The sequence below is a fragment of the Streptomyces stelliscabiei genome (genome assembly GCF_014873495.1).
Classification (GTDB): Bacteria; Actinomycetota; Actinomycetes; order Streptomycetales; family Streptomycetaceae; genus Streptomyces; species Streptomyces bottropensis.
Map to the genome: position 1 here is coordinate 5,564,356 of NZ_JADBGF010000001.1, position 23,784 is coordinate 5,588,139.

Here is a 23,784-nt window from a genome sequence, read left to right on the forward strand (position 1 = left end):
CATGTCCCGGAGGAGGACCTGACCACCGCTGCTCTGGGACGGGCGCAGGGCGACGACGTCCGATGCGGTCCCGTACGAACCCGCGGTGCGGTTCGAGCCGCTCGCCACCTTCCACCGGCTTTCGGCTCATACCGTTGCGGGTCAAGGACTTGGGAGCGGTGGGTGGGCCGGGGCTGCACCAGTGCCGAAGCACGACGGCTTCTGCGCCGGGGTATGACCGGTACGGGCCGTCCCTCCCGGCCTCGGTACCGTCGCGGTGACCGCCCGGTAAGTACAGCTTGTCGACGGCCGTGGTCGTGGTCTTCTCACGGCCCTCGGCGTCGACGTCGGGAGAGGCACCCTCGACGCGGTCGGCGCAGGTGCGGATCAGGTCGTCGTAGTGCCCTGCCAGAGCCTGGCCTGGGAGGCCGTGCCCGTCACGACGACCAACTGCACGGCGCCGACGTCCACATCGGTGAGGAACGCGCGGTGGCGGCAGTCGTAGTCGAGCATGCCCTCCGTGCTCACGCACAGGCCGAGTGCCTCCGGGAACCCCTCGGTGACCGGCCCGGCGCTTCGGTCGGGCATCCGCTGAGATCTGGGGTCGGCTGTCGCTGTTCGCGCCTGTTGGTGTCAGCCGCTGATGTCAGCCCACTCCGGCGTCTCGACTTGGTGAGCCGAGGTTGTGTCGGGTGTTCCCCCCAGAAGCCAAGATCTGCTGCTGCCCTGCGAGGACTCTGAACACTCGACGTGGCTCGCTACCGTGACATCGGCAGCGTCGCCCAGCGGGTGGGCGGCCATGCGACGACGAAGGCCCGCCCGATGACTTGGTCCTCGGCGATGGTGCCACCGCCGGGCCGGTGCTGGTGGTACCGGGAGTCCGAAGATGCCTGGCGGTGGTCACCCATCACCCAGATCCTTCCCTCGGGCACCTTGATCGGCCCGAACGGTTGGTCACCGCAAGGGGTGTTGCCGGGGTAGATGAACGGATCGTCCAGCGCCTTCCCGTTGACCTTCACAGGGCCGTTCCCTGAGCATTCCACGGTGTCGCCTCCTACCCCGATCACTCGCTTGATCAGGTCTTTCTCGTCCGCCGACGGCATCAGGCCGACGAAACTCAGGACCGTCTGCACCGCGTTCGGCTCCTCAGCCTTGTCAGGGAGCCAGCCACCCGGGTCGTGGAAGACCACGACCTCCCCGCGCTGCGGCTTGGACCCGAACCACGGCGTCAGCTTGTCGACCAACACGCGGTCGCCGACCTGCAACGTGTTCTGCATCGACTCAGACGGAATCGAGAATGCCTGCACGAAGAAGATCTTTACGACCAACGCGAGCACCAGCGCGATTCCGACGAGGATCGGCAACTCCTTCCAGAAGGAGCGCCCCTTCCGCTGGTCCTCGCCCGTCTCGTCGCCGTCGGTATCGTCGTCCCCGGACATCGACCCTGCGCCAGCGGCAAGACCCTTCACAACCACGCCCCCACTCCTGCGCTCGGTCCGAGCGCACCGTGTCCCAAGTGATCCCCCCCGTGTGCACAGCACCGGGCTTGCCACCGTCACAACGAACGAGAGTTCCCGGACTGTCAGCGCTCCCCCTGGCTCCACCCATCGCGCCGTTGGAGCCACTCAGCCGGCCACGCGGTCGGCGGCATCCCCATGGGCACGTCGAGCCGGACACGGTCTCGCAAACCGTCGTGGCGCGAGTCGCCGTGGGTTCAAATCCGATACCCACCGCCAGGCGAAACGGCCTCCGACCAGGATCAATGGTCAGGGGCCGTCAGCGTGTCCGGCCCCGTGATTGCCTGGTGTTCCCCGTGGCTTCCCGCTCGTCCGGGTACGCAAGGGGCACGCGGAGCACCAAAAAACGAAAGTGATCTGGGCACCCGACACCGCACCCGGCGCCGTCCCGATCGCCATGCGACACCCAGCCGCATCGGCAACGCCGCCGACATCCCCAACCCCGACGCGGGCAGCCCCGCCATCCAGGCAGCGTGACGCGGCTGAGCACGCGAAGACGAGGGCCCTGGCCTCCATTGCGGGTGGGGGCCGACGCCGTGTGTGTGGCCGTTGTACAGAGGCCGGCGCACCCGGCCATCATTCAGCTCTGGAACTCGGTGCTCTTCACGCCGTAGAACGTGGGCTTCGCAGGTCGGACCGTGGACTGTTCCAGCGTGTCGGCGAGCGGGGCGAACGTCTTGCTGCGCCGCACGACAGTGAGGAACTTGCCCAGGGCTTCCTTGTCCTCCCACAGCTCCGAAACGGTGCTGAAGATCAACGACTTCAGTTGCTCCAGCTCGGTCCCAGCCTCGTTCGCAGACGATGCTCCCGCCGGACTACCAGCGCATCCTGGCCGTCGTGCGGGAGGCTGCCGGGCCGGTCATGGCTCGGCAGGTCGGCGAGGTGCTGGGGGCGGATGTCAGCGTGCGGGCCGGACCGGAGCCGTTGCCCGGGAAGCTGGTCAGGCTGGCCGACCCCAGATGGCTTCGGAAACTGCCCGACGGCCGGTTCACCACTCGCCTGTGACCACGGACGCTGCCGCCCTGATGGCACTCATGGACTGAATTCCCCACCCCTGTTCTGTTCCCAAGTCCGCTCATCCGGGACGTTTTCTCCGCCCGTGCAGCGATCCGTACGAGAACCCTTGATGGTGTGGGAGCGCGGGGCGAGCCTGCGGCAGCCGGTTTGCATGTGCCGTAGCGGTATGTGGTCCAGTAGGCGGCGAGTACGACATTGAGAGGTTCCCTCGTATGTCCTTTGCTGCGATTCCCCGTCGGGTCAAGATCGGCGATGCCGCCGCGTTCGCCGGGACCACACCCCGCGCCATCCGCCACTACCACGCCATCGGGCTCCTCGCCGAACCGGAACGCGGCAGTGACAACCGCCGCCGCTACGGATACGCCGACATGATCCGCCTGCTGTGGATCCGCAAGATGGCTGATGTGGGTATCTCCCTGGACGACATCCGGGCCAGCTTCGATGGCGCCACCGGCATCGAACAGTCCCTGGCCCGACTGGAGGAGGCCCTCGCCTCCAAGGCGGCCGCCATCGAAGCCCAGCAGGCCGCCGTGCACCGCCTCCGCGAGGCGGGTAGCCCCCTGGGCCTGCTCTCACCGCTGGTCAGTGGCCGCCTGCACGATCTGCCGCCCGGATGCCTGCGCCCGGCCGATCTCGATACTCTCCTGGTCACGGAGCGTATCTTCGGCCCCGAGGGGGCAGCCACCCAGGCCAACCGGTTCATCACCCTGGCCACCCACCCCGAACTGCGGGCCGAGGATGACCGCCTGGCCGAGGCAGAGGGGGCCCTGGACGACACCGTGTCCCCCGACGACCCCGGCATCGAGGACCTGGTTGCCCAGCGGTGTGCTCATGAGACCGCCTTGGGAGCCACCATCGACAGATCCGGCCTGGACGAGGCCCTCGATGAGCTCCTGGACCAGGACGACGAGAACGCTGGTGAGGAGGAAGGCGAGGCGAGGATGAGCGTGGGGGAGGCCATCGGCAAGATGCCGTACGACTTCTCCCCGGCCCGCATCCGCTACGAGGAACGTGTAGTCGAACTGCTTTACCCGGCCCGTCAGGACGACGACGCGGCCCCACGGACCTGCTGACTGGCATCGGCGCTCGGGGCGAGCCCGACAAGAGCAGCCTGGAACGGTGCAGCACGAACGTAACCACGGTGCCCCCGGCGGCCGTTGGGCTCTGTGCGAAGGGAGCCGAAGAGCACGCCGAGGGCACCTGCCCGCTTGTCGACCAGTGCCGTCTGCCGCTGTCCACGCGCACCGTCAACCACCTCGCCGGTCTGCTGCGGCAACATCTGAAGGGCCCCGCGCCTGGACCGCACGTGCAAGAAGATCGTCCGGCAGGGTGGGGAGGTGGTCCTGATTGACGGCACCCTCATCCCAACCCAGCGCCACACTGGGACCCGTCCCCTGGGAGACGCTCGCCGCCCTCCTGGTGGCCGTGCCCCTCGGCGCCGCCCTGCTGGCCGCGCTGGTGACCCGCTCGCGTGGGGCGCTGGCCCGCCGAGCCGCGCACTGAGCCTCCGTTGCCGGACCGCGCCCCTGGACGAGGGCGAATCACCCTCGTCCAGGGGCAGGAGGTAGTCCCCGTCCGAAGGAATCTGCTCGAAGCCGGCCCGTGCTTCCGGGCCATCTCTACCTCTGGGCGCGACGGCCGTTGCGTGAGCAGCGGCACTGGCCCACCTGACAACTGCTGCTCTGCTTACGCGACTTGGTCGACCTTCGCGCACCTTGTGACCCAGGTCGGGTTAGGACACGCGGAGGGCACGGAGCCCCCAAATTGGACTAGACAATAAACAACCCCAGGTCGCTAACCTGGGGTTTCATCATGGAGCGGGTGACGAGAATCGAACTCGCGCTCTCAGCTTGGGAAGCCATGGCGCTTGCGCGGGTTCTACGCCTCTGGCCTGCGCAGATTCCTTCTCCGTCGGTCGTCGTGCAGGTCGGTTCACACCGCTGTTGACCGTGGTTGTCCGTTCTTACGGGCACGCTATGGGCACGGCTTCGAAGAAGGGCGGGTAGAAGGCGTGCGCGAACTGGCATTGCGGCTAGCTGGGCTTGGCCGGATGCCCTGGTTGTAGTGCTTGTTCGCGTGTGCACAGATTTCCGTTGAAGTCGTTCTCTGGCTACTCCAAGTGGTGACTGACGACGGCCTCATCGTCAACGCGGTCACGCAGGACGCGGTCCGCAGGAACCCGACGCCCTAGTCGATCTCAGACGCTAGCTCGCTGCCTGGACGGTGAGGATCCCGCACTGTGCTGGAAGACCGTGGGACGGGGCATGGCCACCCCTGTACTGGAGTGCGGCCCGACTCCTGCTCGACGCGGTCTGCGGACAGTCCTTATGCGACGTCTCGGGCGGACGCCCTCCGGCGGTCATGCTTCCGTCCTCGCAGGATGGTGGACGGCGGGGGACGATCCATGGCGAGCGCAGGGCGAGAGGGCAGTCGGCTCGACGGGCTTCGTGTTCGTGTTGGCAATCGATTTCAGCGTTTTCGGCAAGTCCGCACTGCGACATCTGGTTCGTGATCCAAGAACGCCAGTTCAGGGCGTTCTAGGTCGACCCGTCGAACGCCTGCCGAAGCAAGAACTACCGAAGTAGCCCTGCGCTGCCGGGATTCCTCGCAAGGCGGCCCTGGCCACAGCTAAATTCGATGCATGACCAGTACCTGCCGAATCGCCAAGGCGGTCATCCCGGCCGCTGGACTGGGCACGCGTTTTCTCCCCGCGACAAAGGCCGTTCCCAAGGAAATGCTGCCGGTAGTGGACAGGCCCGCCATCCAGTATGTGGTGGAGGAAGCCGTGTCGGCCGGCCTCTCTGAAATTCTGATGGTGACAGGGCGCAACAAGCGCTCCCTGGAAGATCACTTCGACCGCAGTTTCGAACTCGAGAGCGTCCTCAGGGGAAAGGGGGATGACGCGAAGCTCTCCCGGCTGACGTCGTCCGCCGCGCTCGCGAACATTCATTACCTGCGTCAGGGCGACGCCCAGGGACTCGGCCACGCCGTTCTGCAGGCCGCGTCGTATGTCGGGGGGGAGCCGTTCGCCGTCCTGCTCGGCGACGATCTGATCGACGCCAGGGACACCCTGCTAACGCGTATGACCGAGGTTCATGAGCGGTACGGAGGGAGCGTCCTGGCACTGATGGAGGTGCCCCGGGAGCAGATCGCCCGGTACGGGTGCCCGGCTGTGGCCGGCACCGACGAACACGACGTGGTGCGGGTCACCGACCTGGTCGAGAAGCCCTCGCCCGCCGAGGCGCCGAGCGGGTACGCGGTGCTCGGCCGATATGTCCTGGACCCCGAGGTGTTCGGCATCCTGCGCCGTACCCGTCCGGGCCGCGGTGGCGAGGTCCAGCTCACGGACGCCCTGCGCGAGTTGTGTGGGGATGACGGGGTAACGGGGCCGGTGCACGGGGTGGTGTTCTCCGGGCGCCGATACGACACCGGGGATCCTGGCGACTACCTGCGTGCCGTCGTGCAACTCGCCTGGGAACGGGAGGACCTGGGCCCGGGGTTCCGTAAGTGGCTCGGCGACTTCGTCACATCGAACGCGAGCACATCTCAGCGCCACGTCCCGGCCGCACGCGGTCTCGGAGCTGCGTAGGCGTTTGCTCGCCCCACCTATGTTCCTGTCGCGCAAGTGCCGTCTCAAAAGGCCGAAGAAAGGGAGAAGCGTTGGACCTGCAGCTCTCCGGCAAGGTTTATCTCGTCACCGGAGCATCATCGGGAATCGGTGAGGCCACCGCGCGGCTACTGGCGGCTGAAGGAGCCAGTGTCGTCGGCGTCGCACGTACCACGGAAGGAATCGACTCGATCGGTGAGAACGTTTCCTCGGTAGCCGTGGACGTAACCGAACCGGACGCAGCCCGACATGTTGTCGACATTGTTCTGCAACGACATCACCGTATCGACGGTCTGGTGAATAATGCCGGTGGGCTGGCTTCCCGCAATGGCTTTCTCCACACGACGGACGCAGAATGGAAAGCGACCTTTGAGCTCAACTTCCATTCTGTGGTCCGGATGACGAAGGCCGTTCTTCCCGCGTTGGTAGACCAGAAATCCGGGAGCGTCGTGCACATCGCGAGCGAGGCGGCCCGGTTCCCCGACGCACCGCTGCTGGACTACGCGGCGGCCAAGACCGCGCTGCTGTCGGTCTCCAAGTCCCTGTCGGCGGAGTTCGCGCCGCTCGGGGTGCGCTCCAACGTCGTCTCTCCCGGGCCGACCCGGACCGCGCTGTTCGACGCGCCAGGCGGCTTCGCCGAGCAACTCGCCAAGCGGTACGGGATGTCCCCGGACGACGCGATCGACCATTTCATCCGCGAGGAGCGCCGACTGCCCAGCGGCCGGATCGGCCACCCTGACGACGTGGCCAGGGTCATCGCTTACCTGCTCTCCCCACTGGCCGGCCAGGTCACCGGCGCGGAGTGGGCCGTCGACGGCGGCGCACTCCGCCAGATCTGACAGTAGGCCACTTCGCACCTGCCACTTCACCGCACCGTAACCCTGCCCGTCGATTGAGGTGTATATGACCATCAATATGAGTCGCCGCTCCGCCCTCGCCCGCAGCGCCGCCATCGTCGGGGGTGCCACGGCGATTGCGGCCGGCGTCACGACCACGGCCGCTTCCCCGGCGTACGCCGGCAAGTCGAACGACGTCGGGGCCCTCATCGGGCCCGACGACCCCCGCTACCCGCTGCTGACCACGGGGAACAATCAGCGATACGTCGCCGCCCCTGAGTACGTGAAGATGATCCGCTCGACGGCGGACGCCGAACGCGCGCTGCGCGCCGCCCACCGGGCCGGCAAGCGGGTCTCGGTGCGCAGCGGCGGACACTGCTTCGCCGCCCTGGTGTGCAACCCCGAGATCGAGGTCATCCTCGACTTCTCCGAGATGACGGACGTCGGGTACGACCAGTCCAGACGCGCCTTCTACGTCGAGCCCGGCGCCAGGCTGCTCAACGTCTACGAAGCCCTGTACAAGGGCTGGGGCGTGACTGTGCCCGGCGGCATCTGTTACAGCGTCGGGGCGGGCGGCCACATATCCGGCGGCGGCTACGGGCTGCTCTCCCGTGCCCATGGCCTCGTCGTCGATCACCTTTACGCGGTGGAGGTCGTCACCGTCGACGAGAAGGGCACGGTCCGCACCACCATCGCGACGCGGGAGAAGGACGACCCGAACCGGGATCTGTGGTGGGCTCACACGGGAGGTGGCGGCGGCAACTTTGGGCTGATCACCCGCTACTGGTTCCGCTCGCCCGATGCCCAGGGCGTCAAACCCAGCGACCAGTTGATCTCGCCGCCTTCCAAGGTCCTCGTCCACGCCGTCGATCTCCCCTGGAGCGACCTTGACGAAGCGAAGTTCGCGCGGCTGCTGAAGAACTTCGGCGCCTGGCACGAGGTCAACAGCGCACCTGACTCCCCGTACCGTCACCTGTCGAGCCTCTTCAACGTCAGCTCGAAGGCGCACGGCAGCCTGGGCATGTTCACGCAGGTCGACGCCACCGTGCCCGGAGCCCGGAAGATGCTGGACGACTATGTCGCCGCCATCACCGCCGGCACTGGCCTCGCGGCCAAGCCGATGGCCAAGGCGAACGGGGAGATTCCCCACCTGGCGAATCTGGCCGAGCCTCGCGAGATGCCATGGCTCAACGCCACCCGCATGGTCGGTACCAACAACCCCACAATCACCGACCCCATGTCGCGGGCCGTGCACAAGTCCGGCTACATGCGAAAGAACTTCAGTGACCAGCAGATTGCCGCGCTGTACAAGTACATGACCCGCCCGGACTTCGAGAACCCGGACACGATGCTCGTGCTGTTCTCCTTCGGCGGCCGGGTCAATGCGGTCGCACCGGACGCTACGGCTAACGCGCAGCGCGATTGCGTGTTCAAGATGACCTTCCAGACGTTCTGGCCGGCCGAGCGGGACGACGACTTCCACCTGGACTGGATCCGCGGCCTGTACTCCGAGTTCTTCGCCGAGACCAACGGCGTTCCGGTGATCGGCGGCCGTACGGACGGCTGTTACATCAACTACTGCGACACCGACATGGCGGATCCGGCGTACAACCGTTCTGGTGTCCCCTGGCACACCCTCTACTACAAGGGCAATTACCCCCGGCTCCAGCAGGTCAAGAAGCGCTGGGACCCGGGCAACTATTTCCGCCACGCGCTGTCCGTCGAGCCGGCCAAGAGCTAGGGCCAGGTCAGAGCCGACCACTGTCGGATTCCGCGCCGGAACAGCGTGGTTTCAGTGTGCTGGAAACCGGCCTTCTCACGCGACACCTCAATCGGGAGACACCTGATGCGACCTGTTGCCGTGGTCCTGGGCACCCGCCCGGAGGCCATCAAGTTCGCCCCGGTGATACACGCGCTGCGGGACGACCCCCGCTTCGAACCGGTCGTCATCTCGACTGGACAGCACCGGGAAATGCTGAACGAGACCATGAAGGCTTTCGATCTCACTCCTGACATCGACCTCGGTGTCATGGTCCCCAAGCAGACGCTCTCGCAGACCACTTACCGTGCTCTACGCGAGTTGGAGGGCCAGCTGAGCACTCGGAAGGTCGAGGCCGTGCTGGTGCACGGCGACACGGCCACCACCATGGCCGGTGCCCTGGCCGGCTTCCATCATCAGATCCCCGTCGTCCACGTGGAGGCGGGTCTGCGCAGCGGCTTCCTCGGGTCCCCCTTCCCCGAGGAAGGAAACCGCCGCATGGTCGCCCAGATCGCGGCCCTGCACCTCGCGCCCACTCCGGGCAACAAAGCGAACCTCCTGGCCGAGGGCATCGCCGAGGAGGCGATAGCGGTGACCGGCAACACGGTCATCGACGCCCTGCAGTGGGCGAGTGGCAAGGCGGACAGCTTCGGCCACCCGATGCTGGAGGACCTGGCAGGCGACCGTCGGCGAGTGGTACTGGCCTCCGCCCACCGAAGGGACGCCTGGCCCCATCTTCCCCAGATAGCCCAGGCGTTCGCCAGGATCGCGGACGAGCCCGACACTCGGGTGATCGTGCCACTGCACCGCAACCCGTCGGTACGGCAGGCGATGCTGCCCCTCATCGGCGGACATCCGGACATCACGATCGTCGATCCGCTGCCGTACCTGCACTTCTGCAGGCTCATGCGGCGCGCCGACATCATTCTCTCGGACTCGAGTGGAGCCCAGGAGGAGGGCCCGGCGCTGGGGAAGCCGACGCTGGTGATCAGCAATGTGACCGAGCGTTCGGAGGCCGTGGTTGCAGGCACGGCACGCCTGGTCGGCACTGCGTACGACGGCGTGTACGCCCACACCGTACGGCTGCTTCGCGACAAGGAGGCATACGCACGGATGGCCTCCGCCGCCAACCCGTACGGCGACGGGCGGGCCACGCGACGCACGATCGACGCGATCGCGCACTTCTTCGGCGACGGGCCACCCGCGGAGCCGTTCGTGCCGGAGACCCCGATCGACGAGCTGACCAACGAGACGGCACGCAGAGCGGAGTACGCGCGGACATGACCGGGATGACGACCAGCGAGCAGCACACGGATACGCGGGCGGACAACCAGGACGGTGTGCGCACACTGAACTTCACCGGTGCCCACATCGCGGCGACAACCGTGAGGGGTTCCGACGAGTACCGGATCGACGGCCGGGCGATCGTTGTCAACTGCGGGACGCGGGACGTGTACGTCGCCGAGTCCCCGAGGCGGCCGATCTTACCCCTGACCTCGACGATCGTGGCCGACACGACGCTCACGCAGGCCGACCTCCTGGTCATACTCCGCGTCCACGACGAGGCAACCGGTGCCATCAGCGGCATCACGGGCGAGCCGGGCTGGACACTTCTGGGCGATGTGATCGGCGACGGTCCCAGCACCACTGGCGGCCTTCCCTTCGACAGGAGGATCCCCCTGTGGCGAAGCCCTCAGGACACCCTCGGCCAAGTCGAGTTCGACCCGGCCCACCTGCTGCGGGAGACGGCGGGGGAGGGTTCGCCGAAGCCTTTTGAGGCCAGGGTCAACCTGTGGTTCGCCCCGGCGGGCACCGACTGTTTCATCCACAACCGGCATGACTTCATCGAGGTCCACACGCAGGTGGCCGGACTCGGCCGCATGCAGAAGTTCAAGGAGCAGGACCACTCCACGCTCTACCAGGACGTCCTGATGAGCCCCGGCTACACCACCCCGGATCCCTTCTGTTCCCCCGGGCCTGACGGCTCCTACACCTACCCCTGGCACCAGTACTACGCCGACACCGACTGCGTATGGCTGGCCATCGAGTACCACCGCGTCGCGCGGTGACCGTCGAGCGGAGACACGACATGACCGAGATACGGACCCCGAAGTTCACCCCCGAGCTGGTGGCCGACCAACTCCGCGACGGTTACTGGCTGGAAGCCGCCGACATCGACGGCGACGGGCGACCCGACCTGTTCGGCTACGGGCTGCGGCTGGGTGAAATCTACTGGTACCAGAACGACGGCGAGTGGACCCGGCGCCTGGCCGCCGACGGGTTCCGCATGCCGGTCGGCGCGGATTTCGCTGACGTCAGTGGCAGCGGATCCCCCGACATGATCGTCTGCTACGAGCTGTACGGGCCGATCGGCACGATTGTCGACCCCGACCCTGAAGGTGGCAAGATCGCCTGGCTGGAGAACCCCGGTTCTCCGGACAAGGACCCCTCCCGCTGGAAGAGGCACTACGTCGGCCGGGCAACTGGCATGCACCGCCTGCGGGCGGGCTACTTCACGCAGTCGGAGCGCCTGGAGATCATCGGGCTGCCGATCGTGGCCGAGGCGGATGTGCACGCGGTGCTGCCGGTGGTGCTGTTCACTCAGCCCGACGACGTGATGACCGCCGAGGAATGGCCGATGACGGTCATCGACGACAGCAACTTCCGCATGATCCACGGTGCGGAGAAGAAGCGGGGCCTCATCCCCGGCTCGGACCGGGACTCGGTCCTGCTGGCCTCCGACGAGGGCGTCACCTGGCTGTACTACGACGACTCGCGCGGCGAGTGGAAGCGCGAGCTCGTCGGTACCGGCGAGCTTACCCAGTTCGAGAAGACCGGTTTCCGGGGCAGCGGTGACCTCAACGCCGGACGGCTCGGTGACGACCCCATGGCGTACGTCGCGGCGATAGAGCCGTTCCACGGCAACACGGTCGCCGTCTACACCAAGCGCGACGGCGGGCCGGCAGCCGGGGGAAGCTGGGAGCGGACGCTGCTGGACGTGTACGGCGACCCCAACGAGAACGGCGAGGGTCCCGGCCATCAGATCGTGTGCGCCGACTTCGACGGGGACGGCGAGGACGAGTTCCTGGTGGCGCTGCGAGGCCCGTGGCCCTGGCAGGGCGTCATCTACTACAAGGCCGTCGACGCGGCCAGGGGCATCTGGACGAAGTGGCGGGTGTCGGACGAGTCGGTCGCGCGGATCGCCACCGCCGACTTCAACGGCGACGGGCGGCTCGACTTCGCGACAATCGCCTACTCGGTGCAGAACTACTACGTGGCCAAGGACGCGAAGATCGTTCTGCATCGCAACGAGACCGGCACCGTCGGCTGAAGTTCCGTTCCCCGCGCCCCCTTCTGGGGCGCGGGTCCGTCTCCTCATCTCCGCCCGCCAAAGGGATTGTCATGGTTTCATCAAACCGAGCCAAGCTGCCGTCGCTGACCGGTCTTCGGTTCTTCGCGGCGTTGCTGGTCTTCTTCTTCCATTCCTCCCTCTCCAATTCGCCCATTCCGCCGAACGATCCGATCAACCCATTCGCCGACGCCGACATCGCGCACGCTTACGAGAAGACGTTCCTCAACACCGGCTACATCGGGGTGTCCTTCTTCTTCGTACTATCGGGCTTCGTGCTGGCCTGGTCGGCGCGGCCGGGGCAGTCGGCGCGGGCGTTCTGGCGACGTCGTATGACGAAGATCTTCCCGAACCACCTCGTCGTGTTCGCGGCGTCGCTGATCCTCTTCGCCGGCGCCACGATCAACTCGATCGGGCAGTGGCTGCCGAACATGCTGCTCGTGCACACCTTCTTCCCACAGCCCGAGATCAACCTCAGCGTGAACCCGCCGAGTTGGTCCCTCGGCAGCGAGCTGCTCTTCTACTTGCTGTTCCCGCTGCTGATCGTGCCGATCCAGAAGATCCGGGACGGGGCGCTGTGGGCATGGTCGGCGGTCATGGTCGCAGGGACGGTGGTGTTCCAGCTGGTCTCGATGAACCTGGTACCGGACACGCCCAAGTCGGCGATCACTCCGATCTCCGACATGCAGTTCTGGTTCGGCTACTTGTTCCCGCCGGGCCGTCTTTTCGAGTTCACGCTCGGCATCCTGCTCGCTCGGATCGTACTGGCAGGCCGCTGGCCGCAGCGGATCGGCATCGGAGTGTCTCTGGGTCTCTGCGCGATCGGTTACGCGGCCGGGTTCGTCCTGCCGTTCGAGTACACGTTCGTCGCAGCGACGATCATTCCCATTGGTGCGCTGATCGCCTCGGTCGCGGCAGCCGACGTCGCCGGGCGCCGCACTTGGCTGCGCAGCCGCCCCATGGTGTGGCTCGGCGAGGTCTCCTTCGGGTTCTACCTGGTCCAGGGCGTGTCGATCTTCTACCTGCGCTCCCTGTTGGACGGCGCCACCTATGGCGTGCTTGGTGCGATGCTACTGATCCTGGGGTTCTTCGGCACGTCCCTGCTGGGTGGTTGGCTGCTGTACCGCTTTGTGGAGATGCCGGCCATGCGCCGCCTCAGCCGCAGCCGCAAGGAGGTCCGTTCCCCGCTCCCGGACGTTCCCGCCCCCGTCGCCGCCGACGCGGAGCCCGCTGAGCCGACCTCGCTTCGCGCGCTGTGACAGGCCCCGCTGACGGCGTGGGTCCGTCAGCGGGGCCTTGCCCCACCGCTCCTCTACGCGGGCCCCGGACCGTAGGGGCACTCCCTTCATCCCCTGGCAGGGGGCGCTGTCCCGGGCGGACAGGACGGACGGGGATGGCAGAGGGACACGAGCCCTCTGCCATCCCCGTTGCCCAGGAGTTCACATACCCGCTGGAGCCGCGGACCGAGGCCGGTCGGCGAAGACCTCGGCGAGCAACCGGTAGGAGTTCAGGCGGTCGGCAGGGTCGCAGGTCAAGGTGTTGACCATCACCTCGTCGACGCAGTGTTCGGCGGCCAGGGCCGTCAGGCGCTCGTGGACCTGATCCGGGGTTCCCCATACCAGGGAGTCCCGGCGGGCTGCGGCGCGTTCCTTCTCCAGGCCGGTCCACCGATGGGTGAGAGCCTCCTCGGGAGTGGGCAGGGGGAGGTCTTCGCCGAGGTCCTTGCGGCTGCGCCACAGCAGGACACTCTGCGCCAGTGCCTCGGCCCGGTCCTTGCTCTCGGCGGTGACCACGCGCACCGCGAGAACACCGCCGGGCGAGGGGCGGCCCGTCTGCTCGGTGTACGCCGCCCGGTAGGAATCGAGGGCCGCCCGCGCCGGACCGGGCACGAGAAAGTGCGCGAAGGCGTAATCGGTACCCAACCGGCCTGCCAGCTCGCCGGAGTTGAGGCCGGCCCCGAGGAGCCACATCCGGGGTTGGACGGCGACGGGGCTCACCTCGTCCTCGGTGGGCGTCCCGTCGCCGTCCAACCCCAACAGCAGGCGCACCGCGAGGACCCGCTGCGGATAGTCGTGGGCCGGGCCGCCTGCGCGGCCGAGGCCGAGGTCGACACGGCCGGGGAACACCGAGGCAAGGACGCCGAAGACCTCCGCCACCTTCGCCGCCGGGTAACGGGGCAGCAGCACTCCGCCGGTGCCCACGCGCATCCGCCGCGTGCGGGCCAGCAGGATCGCGGCCAGGATCTCGGGGGCGGTGCCCGCGAAGCCCGGCGAGCCGTGGTGCTCTGCCGTCCAGTAGCGGACGTATCCCAACTCTTCGGCGGCCTGGGCCAGTTCGACCGACGCATGCAGTGCGTCCGCGGACGAGAAGCCGACGCCGATGGGCGACTGGTCCAGCACGGACAGACGCGGTGCCATGGGTGGTGCCCCTCTCATTTCCCCGCCCGCGCGACGGCGGGCACGATCCGGTAGTCGCGCTGGAACACCAGGTTGTGCAGGTCGCCGGTGGCGATGGCCCGGAGTGTGGGTACCTCCGTCTCCGCCTGCTCGGGCGTGAACACGTTCAAGGGCCAGTCGTGGACGGTCGCGCCTCGCAGGTGCGGGTGGTGGAACCCGCCCCCGTAGTACGCCAGCAGCGTGATGGGAGCGATCTCGGTCTCGCGCTGCTCCGGCCACGACAGCGTCCAGGACGCTCCGAGGCCGCCGTCCCGGGTGCGCCGGACCCCGGTCGCGTCGACCTCGCCCGTGCCGAGGAACAGAGTGGCGTCGAACTCGTCGAGGACCTGCACGGCATAGGGGTGGAGCAGTTCGACGGCCCGTCGGAAGTGCCGCTCCTTGCCCAGGCGGGACACGGTGTCGCCGTCCTCGCCGTGGGTGCCGTCGCGCAGGTCGGCGAAGTGCCGGGCCAGTGCGTCGATGTGCGGGAGGCCGGTGGCCTCCGGTGTCTCGGTCGTCATGCTGTCTCCTTCCGTGGCCGCAGCCGCTCGCGCAGCGCCGTGCCAAGCCAGTGCCTCAGGGGAGGGTCGTGCGGGCCGGAGCGGTCGGCGGCGAGGAAGACGGCGTGCGGGGTGTGGGGGAAGACGCGCAGACGTACGTCGTTTCCCGCTCCCTCCAGTCGCCGCGCGTACCCCGTGACGTCGTCGGCGACCGGGTCGAGGTCTCCGACGGCGAGGATGGCCGGGGCCAGTCCGTCGAGTCGCACGGCCTCCAGCGGGGTGCTGTGCAGCCGCTCGCCGTCACGTACAGCGGTGCCCCTCGCCCCCCGGTACCCCCGCCACGCCCGCCGTAGGTCCTCTGCCGAGGGGAACGCGCCGGGCTCGCGCGTGTAGGAGGGGGCGGCGCAGTCAGGGTCGAGCGGCGGGTAGGCCAGCACCTGGGCAGCGAGCGGTTCACCCCGGTCGCGGCGGGCGAGGGCCGCGCAGGCGGCGATGGTGCCGCCCGCGCTGTCGCCCCCGACCGCGACCGGCTCGCCGGGCTCCGCCTGCTCGCCGGCCCATGACAGTGCAGTCAGGACGTCGTCGAGCTGGGCCGGGTGCCGGTGGCGGGGTGCCAGACGATATCCGGTGCTGACCACGGTGCACCCCGACACCCGGGCGAGATCCATGACCGGTTCGTGCCAGTACTCCACGGACCCCGCCTGCCAGCTGCCGCCGTGCGCCCAGACCAGCCAGCCGTACGGGTTCGGGCCGGGCCGGTAGACCCGCACCGGGATGCTGTGCGTCCCAGCGTTGAGCGACCGGCCCTCCCAGTCGGCCTCCTCGCGCTGTGGGTCGCCGAGACGTACGGAGGTGAGGGCTCGCAGGCCGGCGTCCGGCGGCCCGTACCGCCCGTCGTCAGTGCGCACTCGACCGGGCGCCGCGCAGGAACAGGGCGCTGGTGAGGGTGCCGAGGAGCACGATGGCGGCGTTCACCGCGATCGCGACCTTCAGACCGCCGAGCATGGCCGAGGCTCCGGTGCCGGTCATGGCGGCGGTGGCGATGGCGCTCATGATCGGCGTACCCATGGTGATGCCGACCTGCTGGGTCATGGTGGCGAGGCCGGTGGCCAGGCCCTGTTCGTGGTCGGCGAGCCCCGAGGTGGCGGTGACCATGAATCCCACGATGACGAGCATGTTTCCGACTCCACCGGCGAAGGTGGCGACCAGCAGCAGCCACATCCACGAGCGGTCGTCGCCGAGGCCGAGCAGGGCCACGGTGAACACGGTCTGCAGAATGCCGCCCACGATCAGCGTCTGCTTACTGCCGATCTTCCCGATGACCCGCGGGGCCGTGGAGCCGCCTACGACCGTTCCGATGCCCAGTACACCGAAGGACAGACCGGCGGCCAGCGGGGAGAAGCCGAGCACTTCCTGGAGGTAGAGGGTCAGCAGGAAGACCAGCGAGGTCTCGGTGACGAACGCGATCAGACCGGCGACGTTGCCCCAGGCCACGGAGCGCTTGCCAAGCACGCTGAGCGGGACCAGCGGCGCGGACACCTTGCGCTCGACGGCGTAGAACACGAGCAGCAGTGCCACACCCGCCGCCAGCGGCAGCAGTGCGTCCGCCGAGCCCCAGCCCTTCTCACCGGCCTGGGTGAGGCCGAAGACGATGGCCAGCAGGCCGAGCGTGACGCTGATCGCACCGGGCAGGTCCAGCTTCGGGCGCTCGTCGGGCCGGGATTCCTTGATGACCGTCGGGGCGATGACCAGCACGGCGAGGGCGACGGGCACGTTGATGAAGAACGCCCAGCGCCACGACAGCAGGTCGGTCAGCAGGCCGCCGAGGATGGCTCCGGTGGTGAACCCGGCGGACATCAACGCCCCGTTGAGGCCGAGCGCCTTCTCGCGCAGCGGACCCTCCGGGAACGAGGTCGTCAGTAGCGACAACCCGGCCGGGGTGACGGCGGCGGTGGCCAGGCCCTGGCAGACGCGGGCCGCGATCAGCACTTCCGGGCTCTGCGCCAGGCCGCCCACGAGTGAGGCCGCGCCCAGGAGGACGAGGCCGCCGAGAAACAGCCGTCGACGGCCGAACAGGTCCGCGACCCGGCCGAAGAGCAGGGTGAAGCCGGCGGCGCACAGGGCAAATGATGTGGCGATCCACTGCAGGTGCCCGAGCGAGAAGCCGAGGCCCTCGCCTATCACCGGCAGCGCCACGTTCAGGATGGAGAAGTCCACGGCCAGCATGAACTGGGCGGCGAGCAGCAGCACCAGTACCAGCCGGAGCCGGGGTGTGAGCACGGTCGGTGCCGTGCCGACGGCGGTGCCGGACGCGGTACCGGCCGCCTCCGAATCAGTGACAGACATGACGTCGAGTCCCTTTCCTCACGGTTCCGTGAAACCCGCGCACACTGGGTCGCGTCGCGCGCGGTTACAGAGAAGAGGCTCGTCGTTGCCCGGATCGCCAGCCAGAACCCTGTCTCGCACAGCCAGCGGGAGGGTAGTCATCACAGGACCACCCTTACAGCCCCCGGCCTCCGGAACAGGCGGGCATCATGGGAAGTCAGTGGCCACGGCCTGTCGCACTCCGCCGACCTGGAGGCATGGATGGACGCCCCGTCCGAGTTGGGAGACTTCCTCAAGTCGCGCCGCGCCGCGCTGCGCCCCGAGGATGTCGGCATCACCCCGCACCCGAACCGACGTCGCGTCACCGGCCTCCGTCGCGAGGAGCTGGCGATGCTCGCCGGCGTCAGCATCACCCACTACACCCGCCTCGAACAGGGGCGTGCGCTCAGCGCCTCCGACGGCGTGCTGGAGGCGATCGCACGTACCCTCCGCCTCTCCGACGACGAGACGGCCCACCTGAAGGACCTCGCCCGCCCCGCAGCAGCTTCGTCCCGGTCGGCTTCGCCACGGGTGACACATGCCAGCGCCTCGGCCCGACAATTGCTGGCGGCCATGAGCGACGTGCCTGCCCTCGTCCTGGACCGGCGCAACGACGTCCTCGCCTGGAACCGGATGGGGCACGCCCTGCTCGCCGGACATCTGGCGCCCGAGAGCCCCGACGTGCCGGCGACCCGGCCCAACCTGACCCGGATGCTCTTCCTGGACGAGCAGTACCAGGAGTTGTTTACGAACTGGAACGAGGAGGCCCAACTCGGCGTGGCCTCCTTGCGCCTGGTCGCGGGCCGCCATCCCCACGACCGCGCCCTCGCGGAACTCGTCGGCCAGCTCACCATGAACTGCGACGAGTTCGCTTCCCGCTGGGCCCGGCACCCGGTCCGCACCTGCACCTCAGGGGTGAAACACCTGCGCCATCCGCAAGTCGGCGCGATGGACCTCAGCTTCGAGAACCTTGTCATCCCCGGCGCTTCCGGCCAACGCCTCATCGCCTACACGGCCGAGCCCGGCTCGCCGTCGGAGGCGGCGCTGCGGCTGCTCGGTAGCGTGACGGCTCCGGTGGCACAGGACCCGACGGCGATACGGAGCTGAAGCACCGCCGGACCCGCCGCCGGGCGATGCCCGCCTCGCTCAGGCACTGCGCCGCCCGGCGAACAGAGACTCCATCGGGTGCCCGGCGTGGGCGAGGCGCATGTAGGTGTACGCCGCCGAGGCCATGGTCATGTGGTGGTGCCAGGCGGGGAAGGAGCGCCCGGCGAAGTCCAGCAGATTATGGCCGCCGTCCATGAGATCCGCAGTGACGGTGGAGCTGATGTAGAGACGGGTCAGCTCAAGGAGTTCGTCCAGCCGGTGGTGCACGAGGTTGGTGAGCCAGACCTGGGAGCTGGGCCGCCCCGCAGCGTCGAGCTCGGTGAACAGCCGGTACGTCTGCTGCCCACCGCTGGTCTGCCGCGGCACGAGAGTGGACAGGATCTGCGCCTGCCGGAATCTGCCGTCGGCCCCCGTAACGGTGGCGATGCGCCGGCTCCACGTCCGTTGTGCACCGGGCGCGCCCGGGAGCCCGTCGACCGCAATGTCGGCCCTCCCCTGTCGCCCGGTCCGCACGCCGGCGGAGAGCGTCCGCTCCCGCATGCTCCCGGAGCCGGCAGACAACTGGCGGGGATGCACGGCGACCACGAAGTCCCTCCCGGTGCGGTCCAGCTGGGATGTCAGCTCTCTGAAGTCGGTCGCGTCGCTCATATCGGCCACTACGGGCACGGGCGGCGAGGAGCTACGTGTGGCCATGCTGCCCACCAGGTCGAGCATGTGCTTCCACTGCGGCTGGAAGCTCTCAGTCTCGGGTATGCGGGCGCGTCGGCGTAGCTGAGGGTCATCGGTCCACTGCCGAGGAAGGAACAGACGCCAGTCGATCGGAAAGTTGGCACCGGGGCATGACAGGAAGAGAGCGATCCCCAGCTGGCAGTTGAGGCGCCGCCCGGTTGAGTTGACGAACCGCTGGTGCACGCCCACGGAGTGGCCGCCACGCTTGGGCAGGGCGACCGGCGTCAGGGTCCAGGCCCGTACGGACGACCTCTCCTCGACCCACCGGTTCAGCGCGTCACGGGCCGGTTCCCACTCCCATGGACTGCTGTTGATGAACTGCTGTAATGAATACCAGGCCGTAGGTGAGGCGGATACGGACTCGGCCAACCGTCGCATGGACTTCTTGCCCTCGGTGAGCAACAGTCCCCTCAGGTAGACATGAGCCCACCGACGCTGGTCGGCTCGCGGTAGATATCCGAAGATCTCCTCGACCAGCGTGTCCACGGTGTCTATGCCCGCTCCTGCCATGATCTGCCACGCGCGTGTCGCCTTCATGACTGGCGACCTCCCTTGGCGTCTACAGAGTTCCGAGTGCGATTCGTCGTGGTGACCGAGTGTTTCCCCACCAAGGCCGTGGAGTCGGGGGGCGACGCATGCTGCTCCGCGGTACTGCGCTGGACCTGGCGTCTGTCGAGGTGTCCGGACAACAGAGCGACGCCGAGCCCGGTGGCGGCCAGAGCGGCGCCGATCCAGTTAGGCGCTGTGTAACCCAGCCCGTGGTCGATGGCAGCGCCGCTGAACGAGGCGCCCAGCGCGTTCCCGAGGTTGAACGCGGCGATGTTGGCCGCCGCTGCCATAGCGGGTGCGCCCTGGGCCTTCTGCATGACGCGCATCTGGAGTGGCGGGACGGTGGCGAAGCCGACGGCGCCGAACACGGCTATGGTCACGGCGGCCGGCACCTGGCTGCGGGAGGTGAAGACGAAGACCACCAGCACCGTGGCGAGCAAGCCCAACACCCAGTAGAGCGTGGGCATCACGGCCCGGTCGGCAGCCCGGCCACCGACGATGTTTCCGGCAGTCAGGCCGAGACCGAACAGGACCAGAAGCCAGGAGACCGCCGAAGCGGAATAGCCCGCGAGGCCGGTCATCATCGGGACCAAGTAGGTGAACGAGGCAAATACACCGGCGAAGCCGAGCGTGGTCGTGAGGATCGCCAGCCACACCTGCGGATGCCGGAACATCGCCAGTTCCCCGCGCAGACCGGACACCGCGTCACGGCTCTGACGTGGAACGAGCAGAGCGACGCCCAACGCCCCTGTGGCACCTAGCGCCGTGACCGCCCAGAACGTGGATCGCCAGCCCAAGTGCTGTCCGAGCAGTGTGCCCAGCGGAACCCCGAGGACGTTGGCGAGGGTCAGGCCCGTGAACATCAGCGCGACGGCGCTTGCCTTACGGCCAGGGGCCACCAGATCCACCGCGACAACGGAGCCGATGCCGAAGAACGCCCCGTGGCACAGCGCCGCGACCAAGCGGCCGGCCATCAGTACGCCGTAGTCCGGGGCGACCGCGCAGATCAGATTGCCCGCTATGAACACGCCCATGAGTACCAACAGCATGGTCTTGCGCGGCAGTCGGGTGCCTGCAGCCGTCATCAGCGGGGCACCGACCACAACACCGAGCGCGTAGCCGGTGACCAGCATCCCTGCGCTGGGAATGGTCACCGACAGGTCGTCCGCCACTTCTGGTAGCAGACCTACGATGACGAACTCGGTGGTGCCGATAGCGAATGCACCCACAGCGAGAGCTAGAAGTGCCAGCGGCACGGAAGACTCCTTTCTCGGGCAGCGTCAGGCAGCCCGACCCCAGGCAGCGCACAACTGTCAGGGCATGGGGACTGGGCCTGGTTGGGACAGCGGAAAGGCCCGGGGGAACCGGCGGCGGGCACCACCGAAGATTGGTGCGTGACATGACAAGACGCGAGGCAGTCTTTGTGGGGCGCCTCGCCGGCTGCCCACACCTGCTGGGTCGATCGTGCCGTCAGATTCGAACTGGCGTCCACGGGCACGCCGATGTGCCGCGCGAGTGCCTTCCATCCTCTGAGTCGCTGACCTGCCGGAGACCGGCAAGGGTCTCCACGCCTCGTCAAGGACGACTAGGGGCCCCCTTAGGTGTCAACTTGTTGGCGATGGTGCCAATATATTGACGCGATCGATCGAAGGTCAAGGAGGAACCTTGTGGACTGTCCAACACGTAGTACAGAGGGCCGATGTATCATCCCAGTGACTGCACGGGGCCGATTCGGCACCAGGAGTGATGCGTGACAGTAGATGACGACCGGCAGCAGGGGTGTTCGTTGGCCGAGCGCTTGAACGCGCTGTTCGCGACCGTGCGTTGGGCGGATCCGCGAGGCCGTCAACGGGAGTACTCGACCGCCGAAGTGGCGAAAGCGGTCACCGAGGACCCGTCCCATCCGGCCACCCTGTCGCGAAGTTACCTCGCGATGCTCCGTAACGGATCCCACACGAACCCGACATTGAGCGTACTTGTGGGTCTTGCGAAGTTCTTCGACGATCATCGAGACCCAGGGGCCCCGCCGATCACCGTCCACGAGCTCGTGGCGCAAGAGGCGTCCGATGACGCGCTATTGCGGCAGGTTCTGGCCAGTCGTCAGGTGCGGAAGGTCGCGATGAGGGCGGGCATGATGACGCCGGCCATGCGTGAACAGCTGCTCAAGATGATCGATGTTCTCGATCAGGACGGCACTCCCGATCCCGACTTAGGGGTATGAGAAAGGATATCGTGGCCGTACGGGAACGTCAGCTCCGTCGGTATTGTCGACGTCTTCTGCGCCATCTCGACATCCGACCTCCATTGGATGTGCATGAATTGTGCAAAAAGATCGGCCAGTATCGAGGAAAGGAAATCAGGCTGATTCCCTGGGAGCTGCCGATTCCCGGACCTTCTGGGGTGTGGCTGTCCCAGCCGGGTGCGGAGACTATCTTTTACCAGAGGGAGACGTCCAGCCTCCATCAAGATCACATAATATTGCACGAGATCGGCCATATCCTGGCCGATCACGAGAATGATCTGATTACGGCGGATGTGTTCTCCGATCCCGGTCCGGATTTCCCTGAGTTATTACTAAACCAGGGATTTCAGCGCACGTCCTACAGTGAGGACTATGAGTACGAGGCGGAACTCGTCGCGACGATCATCCAGGAGTGGGCGGTGGTCATGGCCTATGTCACGCCCTGCCCACCCGAGGATCCGGCCCTCCACCCTCTGCGTTCTGCGTTGAACCCTCGCCTCGGGTGGCTGTGATGTCTCAGGAACCAGTGGTCGTCATGCTGATCATTGGTTCGTTATGGAAGTTCGTCGACTTGGTTCGCGCCCCGCATGACCGACTTTTGCGGACCTTGGTCTCATGTCTGCTGCTGCTCCTCGTCGGCGAGATCCTGAGTTTCCCGCAGATGATCCGCGCGGTCGACGGGCTGACGGCGGTCGGCGTGGACAAGGTTGCGTACAACGCGGTGCACATGATCGGCGTGTATGTGCTGGTCCTCTTCTTCCTCTCATCCGTCCTGGGTGCGAGTGCCGAATACCGGCGGCAACTAAACGTCAACACCGCGCTCCTCGCCGTCGTTCTGATCTCCCTGGCGACCTGCATGATCGCGACGCCCGCATCGATGCGGGCGCACACGTTGAGTACACCGCACATGGCGCAACCAGCGATCATGAGCTTCTACGTCATCGGCAACCTCTACTATATCTATGTTTATTTGACGGCGAAGCTGTGGGTGTCGCGCTGTGCACGAATGGCATCACGCCATCTCGCGCTCGGGCTGTGGACCATGGTGGTTGGTCTCTTCGGTTTAATGATCGCAGCGGTCAATAGATTGATCTGGGCGTTTCAGCGTATCGGTGAACCCGGATCGCGCGAGGCGTTCCGCATCATGAACTCGTCGATGACTGACTGGGCGCTGAGTATCGTTCTGATCGGTATTTGTTACTCAGCCAGTGTCCAAATGTTCTTGTGTTGGAAATCTGCCCTGCACCACCGTCGCATGTACAGCGAACTAACGCCTCTGTGGTCGGCTCTCGTCGCCGCATACCCGGATCTTGTGTTGAACCGCCCGGAAGCGTCCATGTGGAGTCGTGTCCGGCGCCCCCGTGCACACGAGCGCTTCTACCGTCGGCTCATCGAATGTCGCGACGGGCTAGTGCGCCTGAGCCCTTATCTGACACGTGTCGCCCCTCACGCCGATCTTGCCCATGGACCGCCTGAGCAGACTGCCAAATACATCACCGAAGCGTTGGCGCTTCAGCCGGCTACGGAGGACCCGGAGATGGCACTCTTCGCAGCACGGGTGGCGTTGCCACACACCAACGACCTGGGCGCGGATGTCGGTGCACTGATATCTATATCCCACGCTTTGCGCGGCAGGGCTTCGTAGAGAGATCGGTGATCACTGGCCTCTTTGTCGGCAACCACTCGGCAGAGTGAATCGATCGCTCACCGGTCTGGCGGTTCGTCCGTCAAGTCCGATCCGGGCTGAAAACGGATCGTCGAGTGAGGCGTGGGTGCGCCTGGGGCAAAGGCCAA

22 protein-coding genes and 1 pseudogene are annotated in these 23,784 nt (G+C 67.1%); 14 read left to right on the forward strand and 9 right to left on the reverse strand.

The features are described 5' to 3' along the window. Positions 1-366: 366 nt before the first annotated feature. The 3 genes and pseudogenes from H4687_RS24495 to H4687_RS24505 form a co-directional block, all read right to left on the reverse strand. Complete coding sequence (locus tag H4687_RS24495) at positions 367-567, reverse strand: hypothetical protein (protein WP_225966803.1); 201 nt, start codon at positions 565-567, stop codon at positions 367-369. 179 nt (positions 568-746) lie between these two features. Beyond that, positions 747-1,454 (reverse strand): annotated as a pseudogene (gene lepB / locus H4687_RS24500) (signal peptidase I); the annotation flags it as partial. A 622-nt stretch (positions 1,455-2,076) separates the two neighbouring features. Continuing rightward, positions 2,077-2,253 (reverse strand): hypothetical protein, encoded by a 177-nt coding sequence (locus H4687_RS24505; RefSeq protein ID WP_159026164.1) that lies wholly within the window; start codon positions 2,251-2,253, stop codon positions 2,077-2,079. A gap of 44 nt (positions 2,254-2,297) precedes the next feature. Here H4687_RS24505 and H4687_RS24510 point away from each other — a divergent pair, with 44 nt between their 5' ends. The 10 genes from H4687_RS24510 (at position 2,298) to H4687_RS24555 (ending at position 13,323) form a co-directional block, all read left to right on the forward strand. Then, entirely contained in the window at positions 2,298-2,501 is a 204-nt protein-coding gene (locus H4687_RS24510; RefSeq protein ID WP_046915934.1) for a hypothetical protein, read from the forward strand. A gap of 224 nt (positions 2,502-2,725) precedes the next feature. Further along, positions 2,726-3,586, forward strand: coding sequence for a MerR family transcriptional regulator (locus H4687_RS24515; protein WP_046915935.1), 861 nt, complete (start codon positions 2,726-2,728; stop codon positions 3,584-3,586). 274 nt (positions 3,587-3,860) lie between these two features. After that, positions 3,861-4,016 (forward strand): hypothetical protein, encoded by a 156-nt coding sequence (locus H4687_RS24520; RefSeq protein WP_159026165.1) that lies wholly within the window; start codon positions 3,861-3,863, stop codon positions 4,014-4,016. Between the two features lie 1,138 nt (positions 4,017-5,154). After that, positions 5,155-6,102 carry a UTP--glucose-1-phosphate uridylyltransferase gene (locus tag H4687_RS24525; protein ID WP_046915936.1) on the forward strand — a complete coding sequence of 316 codons (948 nt, stop codon included), beginning with the start codon at positions 5,155-5,157 and terminating at the stop codon, positions 6,100-6,102. Between the two features lie 71 nt (positions 6,103-6,173). After that, positions 6,174-6,959 (forward strand): SDR family NAD(P)-dependent oxidoreductase, encoded by a 786-nt coding sequence (locus H4687_RS24530; protein ID WP_046915937.1) that lies wholly within the window; start codon positions 6,174-6,176, stop codon positions 6,957-6,959. Positions 6,960-7,035: 76 nt separating this feature from the next. Further along, a complete protein-coding gene (locus tag H4687_RS24535; protein WP_225966804.1) occupies positions 7,036-8,697 on the forward strand; it encodes an FAD-dependent oxidoreductase in 1,662 nt (553 codons plus the stop codon). Between the two features lie 105 nt (positions 8,698-8,802). Continuing rightward, positions 8,803-9,999, forward strand: coding sequence for a non-hydrolyzing UDP-N-acetylglucosamine 2-epimerase (gene wecB / locus H4687_RS24540; RefSeq protein ID WP_046915939.1), 1,197 nt, complete (start codon positions 8,803-8,805; stop codon positions 9,997-9,999). Next, complete coding sequence (locus H4687_RS24545; protein WP_225966805.1) at positions 9,996-10,784, forward strand: hypothetical protein; 789 nt, start codon at positions 9,996-9,998, stop codon at positions 10,782-10,784. The genes wecB and H4687_RS24545 overlap by 4 nt, the downstream gene beginning before the upstream one ends. Before the next feature lie 20 nt (positions 10,785-10,804). After that, positions 10,805-12,046, forward strand: a complete 1,242-nt coding sequence (locus tag H4687_RS24550; RefSeq protein ID WP_046915940.1) for an FG-GAP repeat domain-containing protein — start codon at positions 10,805-10,807, stop codon at positions 12,044-12,046. A 131-nt stretch (positions 12,047-12,177) separates the two neighbouring features. Continuing rightward, a complete protein-coding gene (locus H4687_RS24555) occupies positions 12,178-13,323 on the forward strand; it encodes an acyltransferase family protein (RefSeq protein WP_233443522.1) in 1,146 nt (381 codons plus the stop codon). A 180-nt stretch (positions 13,324-13,503) separates the two neighbouring features. Here H4687_RS24555 and H4687_RS24560 read toward each other — a convergent pair whose 3' ends face one another. Genes H4687_RS24560 through H4687_RS24575 form a run of 4 tightly spaced genes read right to left on the reverse strand, consistent with a single transcriptional unit; the run spans position 13,504 to position 17,345 of the window. Further along, positions 13,504-14,481: an MsnO8 family LLM class oxidoreductase gene (locus H4687_RS24560; protein ID WP_046915942.1), complete on the reverse strand. Its 978-nt coding sequence runs from the start codon at positions 14,479-14,481 to the stop codon at positions 13,504-13,506. A 14-nt stretch (positions 14,482-14,495) separates the two neighbouring features. Further along, the gene (locus H4687_RS24565; RefSeq protein ID WP_046915943.1) at positions 14,496-15,020 is read right to left on the reverse strand and encodes a hypothetical protein; all 525 of its coding nucleotides are present in this window, start codon (positions 15,018-15,020) and stop codon (positions 14,496-14,498) included. After that, complete coding sequence (locus H4687_RS24570) at positions 15,017-15,907, reverse strand: alpha/beta hydrolase (RefSeq protein ID WP_233443521.1); 891 nt, start codon at positions 15,905-15,907, stop codon at positions 15,017-15,019. The genes H4687_RS24565 and H4687_RS24570 overlap by 4 nt, the downstream gene beginning before the upstream one ends. Next, positions 15,897-17,345, reverse strand: coding sequence for an MFS transporter (locus H4687_RS24575; RefSeq protein ID WP_046915944.1), 1,449 nt, complete (start codon positions 17,343-17,345; stop codon positions 15,897-15,899). Before H4687_RS24575 ends, H4687_RS24570 begins: the two co-directional genes overlap by 11 nt. A gap of 240 nt (positions 17,346-17,585) precedes the next feature. On the opposite strand from H4687_RS24575, the gene H4687_RS24580 reads away from it, so the two are divergent. Beyond that, on the forward strand, positions 17,586-18,470 hold the full coding sequence (locus tag H4687_RS24580) for a helix-turn-helix transcriptional regulator (RefSeq protein ID WP_046915945.1): 885 nt from the start codon (positions 17,586-17,588) through the stop codon (positions 18,468-18,470). Between the two features lie 39 nt (positions 18,471-18,509). Here the strand turns inward: H4687_RS24580 and H4687_RS24585 are convergent, their stop codons facing one another. Next, positions 18,510-19,736 carry an IS701 family transposase gene (locus H4687_RS24585; protein ID WP_050398821.1) on the reverse strand — a complete coding sequence of 409 codons (1,227 nt, stop codon included), beginning with the start codon at positions 19,734-19,736 and terminating at the stop codon, positions 18,510-18,512. After that, positions 19,733-21,004, reverse strand: coding sequence for an MFS transporter (locus H4687_RS24590; protein WP_078907379.1), 1,272 nt, complete (start codon positions 21,002-21,004; stop codon positions 19,733-19,735). Before H4687_RS24590 ends, H4687_RS24585 begins: the two co-directional genes overlap by 4 nt. A 494-nt stretch (positions 21,005-21,498) precedes the next feature. Between H4687_RS24590 and H4687_RS24595 the strand changes: the two genes are divergently transcribed. Genes H4687_RS24595 through H4687_RS24605 form a run of 3 tightly spaced genes read left to right on the forward strand, consistent with a single transcriptional unit; the run spans position 21,499 to position 23,635 of the window. Next, a complete protein-coding gene (locus tag H4687_RS24595; protein WP_233443520.1) occupies positions 21,499-21,969 on the forward strand; it encodes a hypothetical protein in 471 nt (156 codons plus the stop codon). 11 nt (positions 21,970-21,980) lie between these two features. Continuing rightward, positions 21,981-22,502, forward strand: coding sequence for an ImmA/IrrE family metallo-endopeptidase (locus H4687_RS24600; protein ID WP_050398855.1), 522 nt, complete (start codon positions 21,981-21,983; stop codon positions 22,500-22,502). Positions 22,503-22,525: 23 nt separating this feature from the next. Continuing rightward, positions 22,526-23,635 carry an MAB_1171c family putative transporter gene (locus tag H4687_RS24605; RefSeq protein WP_050398853.1) on the forward strand — a complete coding sequence of 370 codons (1,110 nt, stop codon included), beginning with the start codon at positions 22,526-22,528 and terminating at the stop codon, positions 23,633-23,635. Positions 23,636-23,784 lie beyond the last annotated feature (149 nt).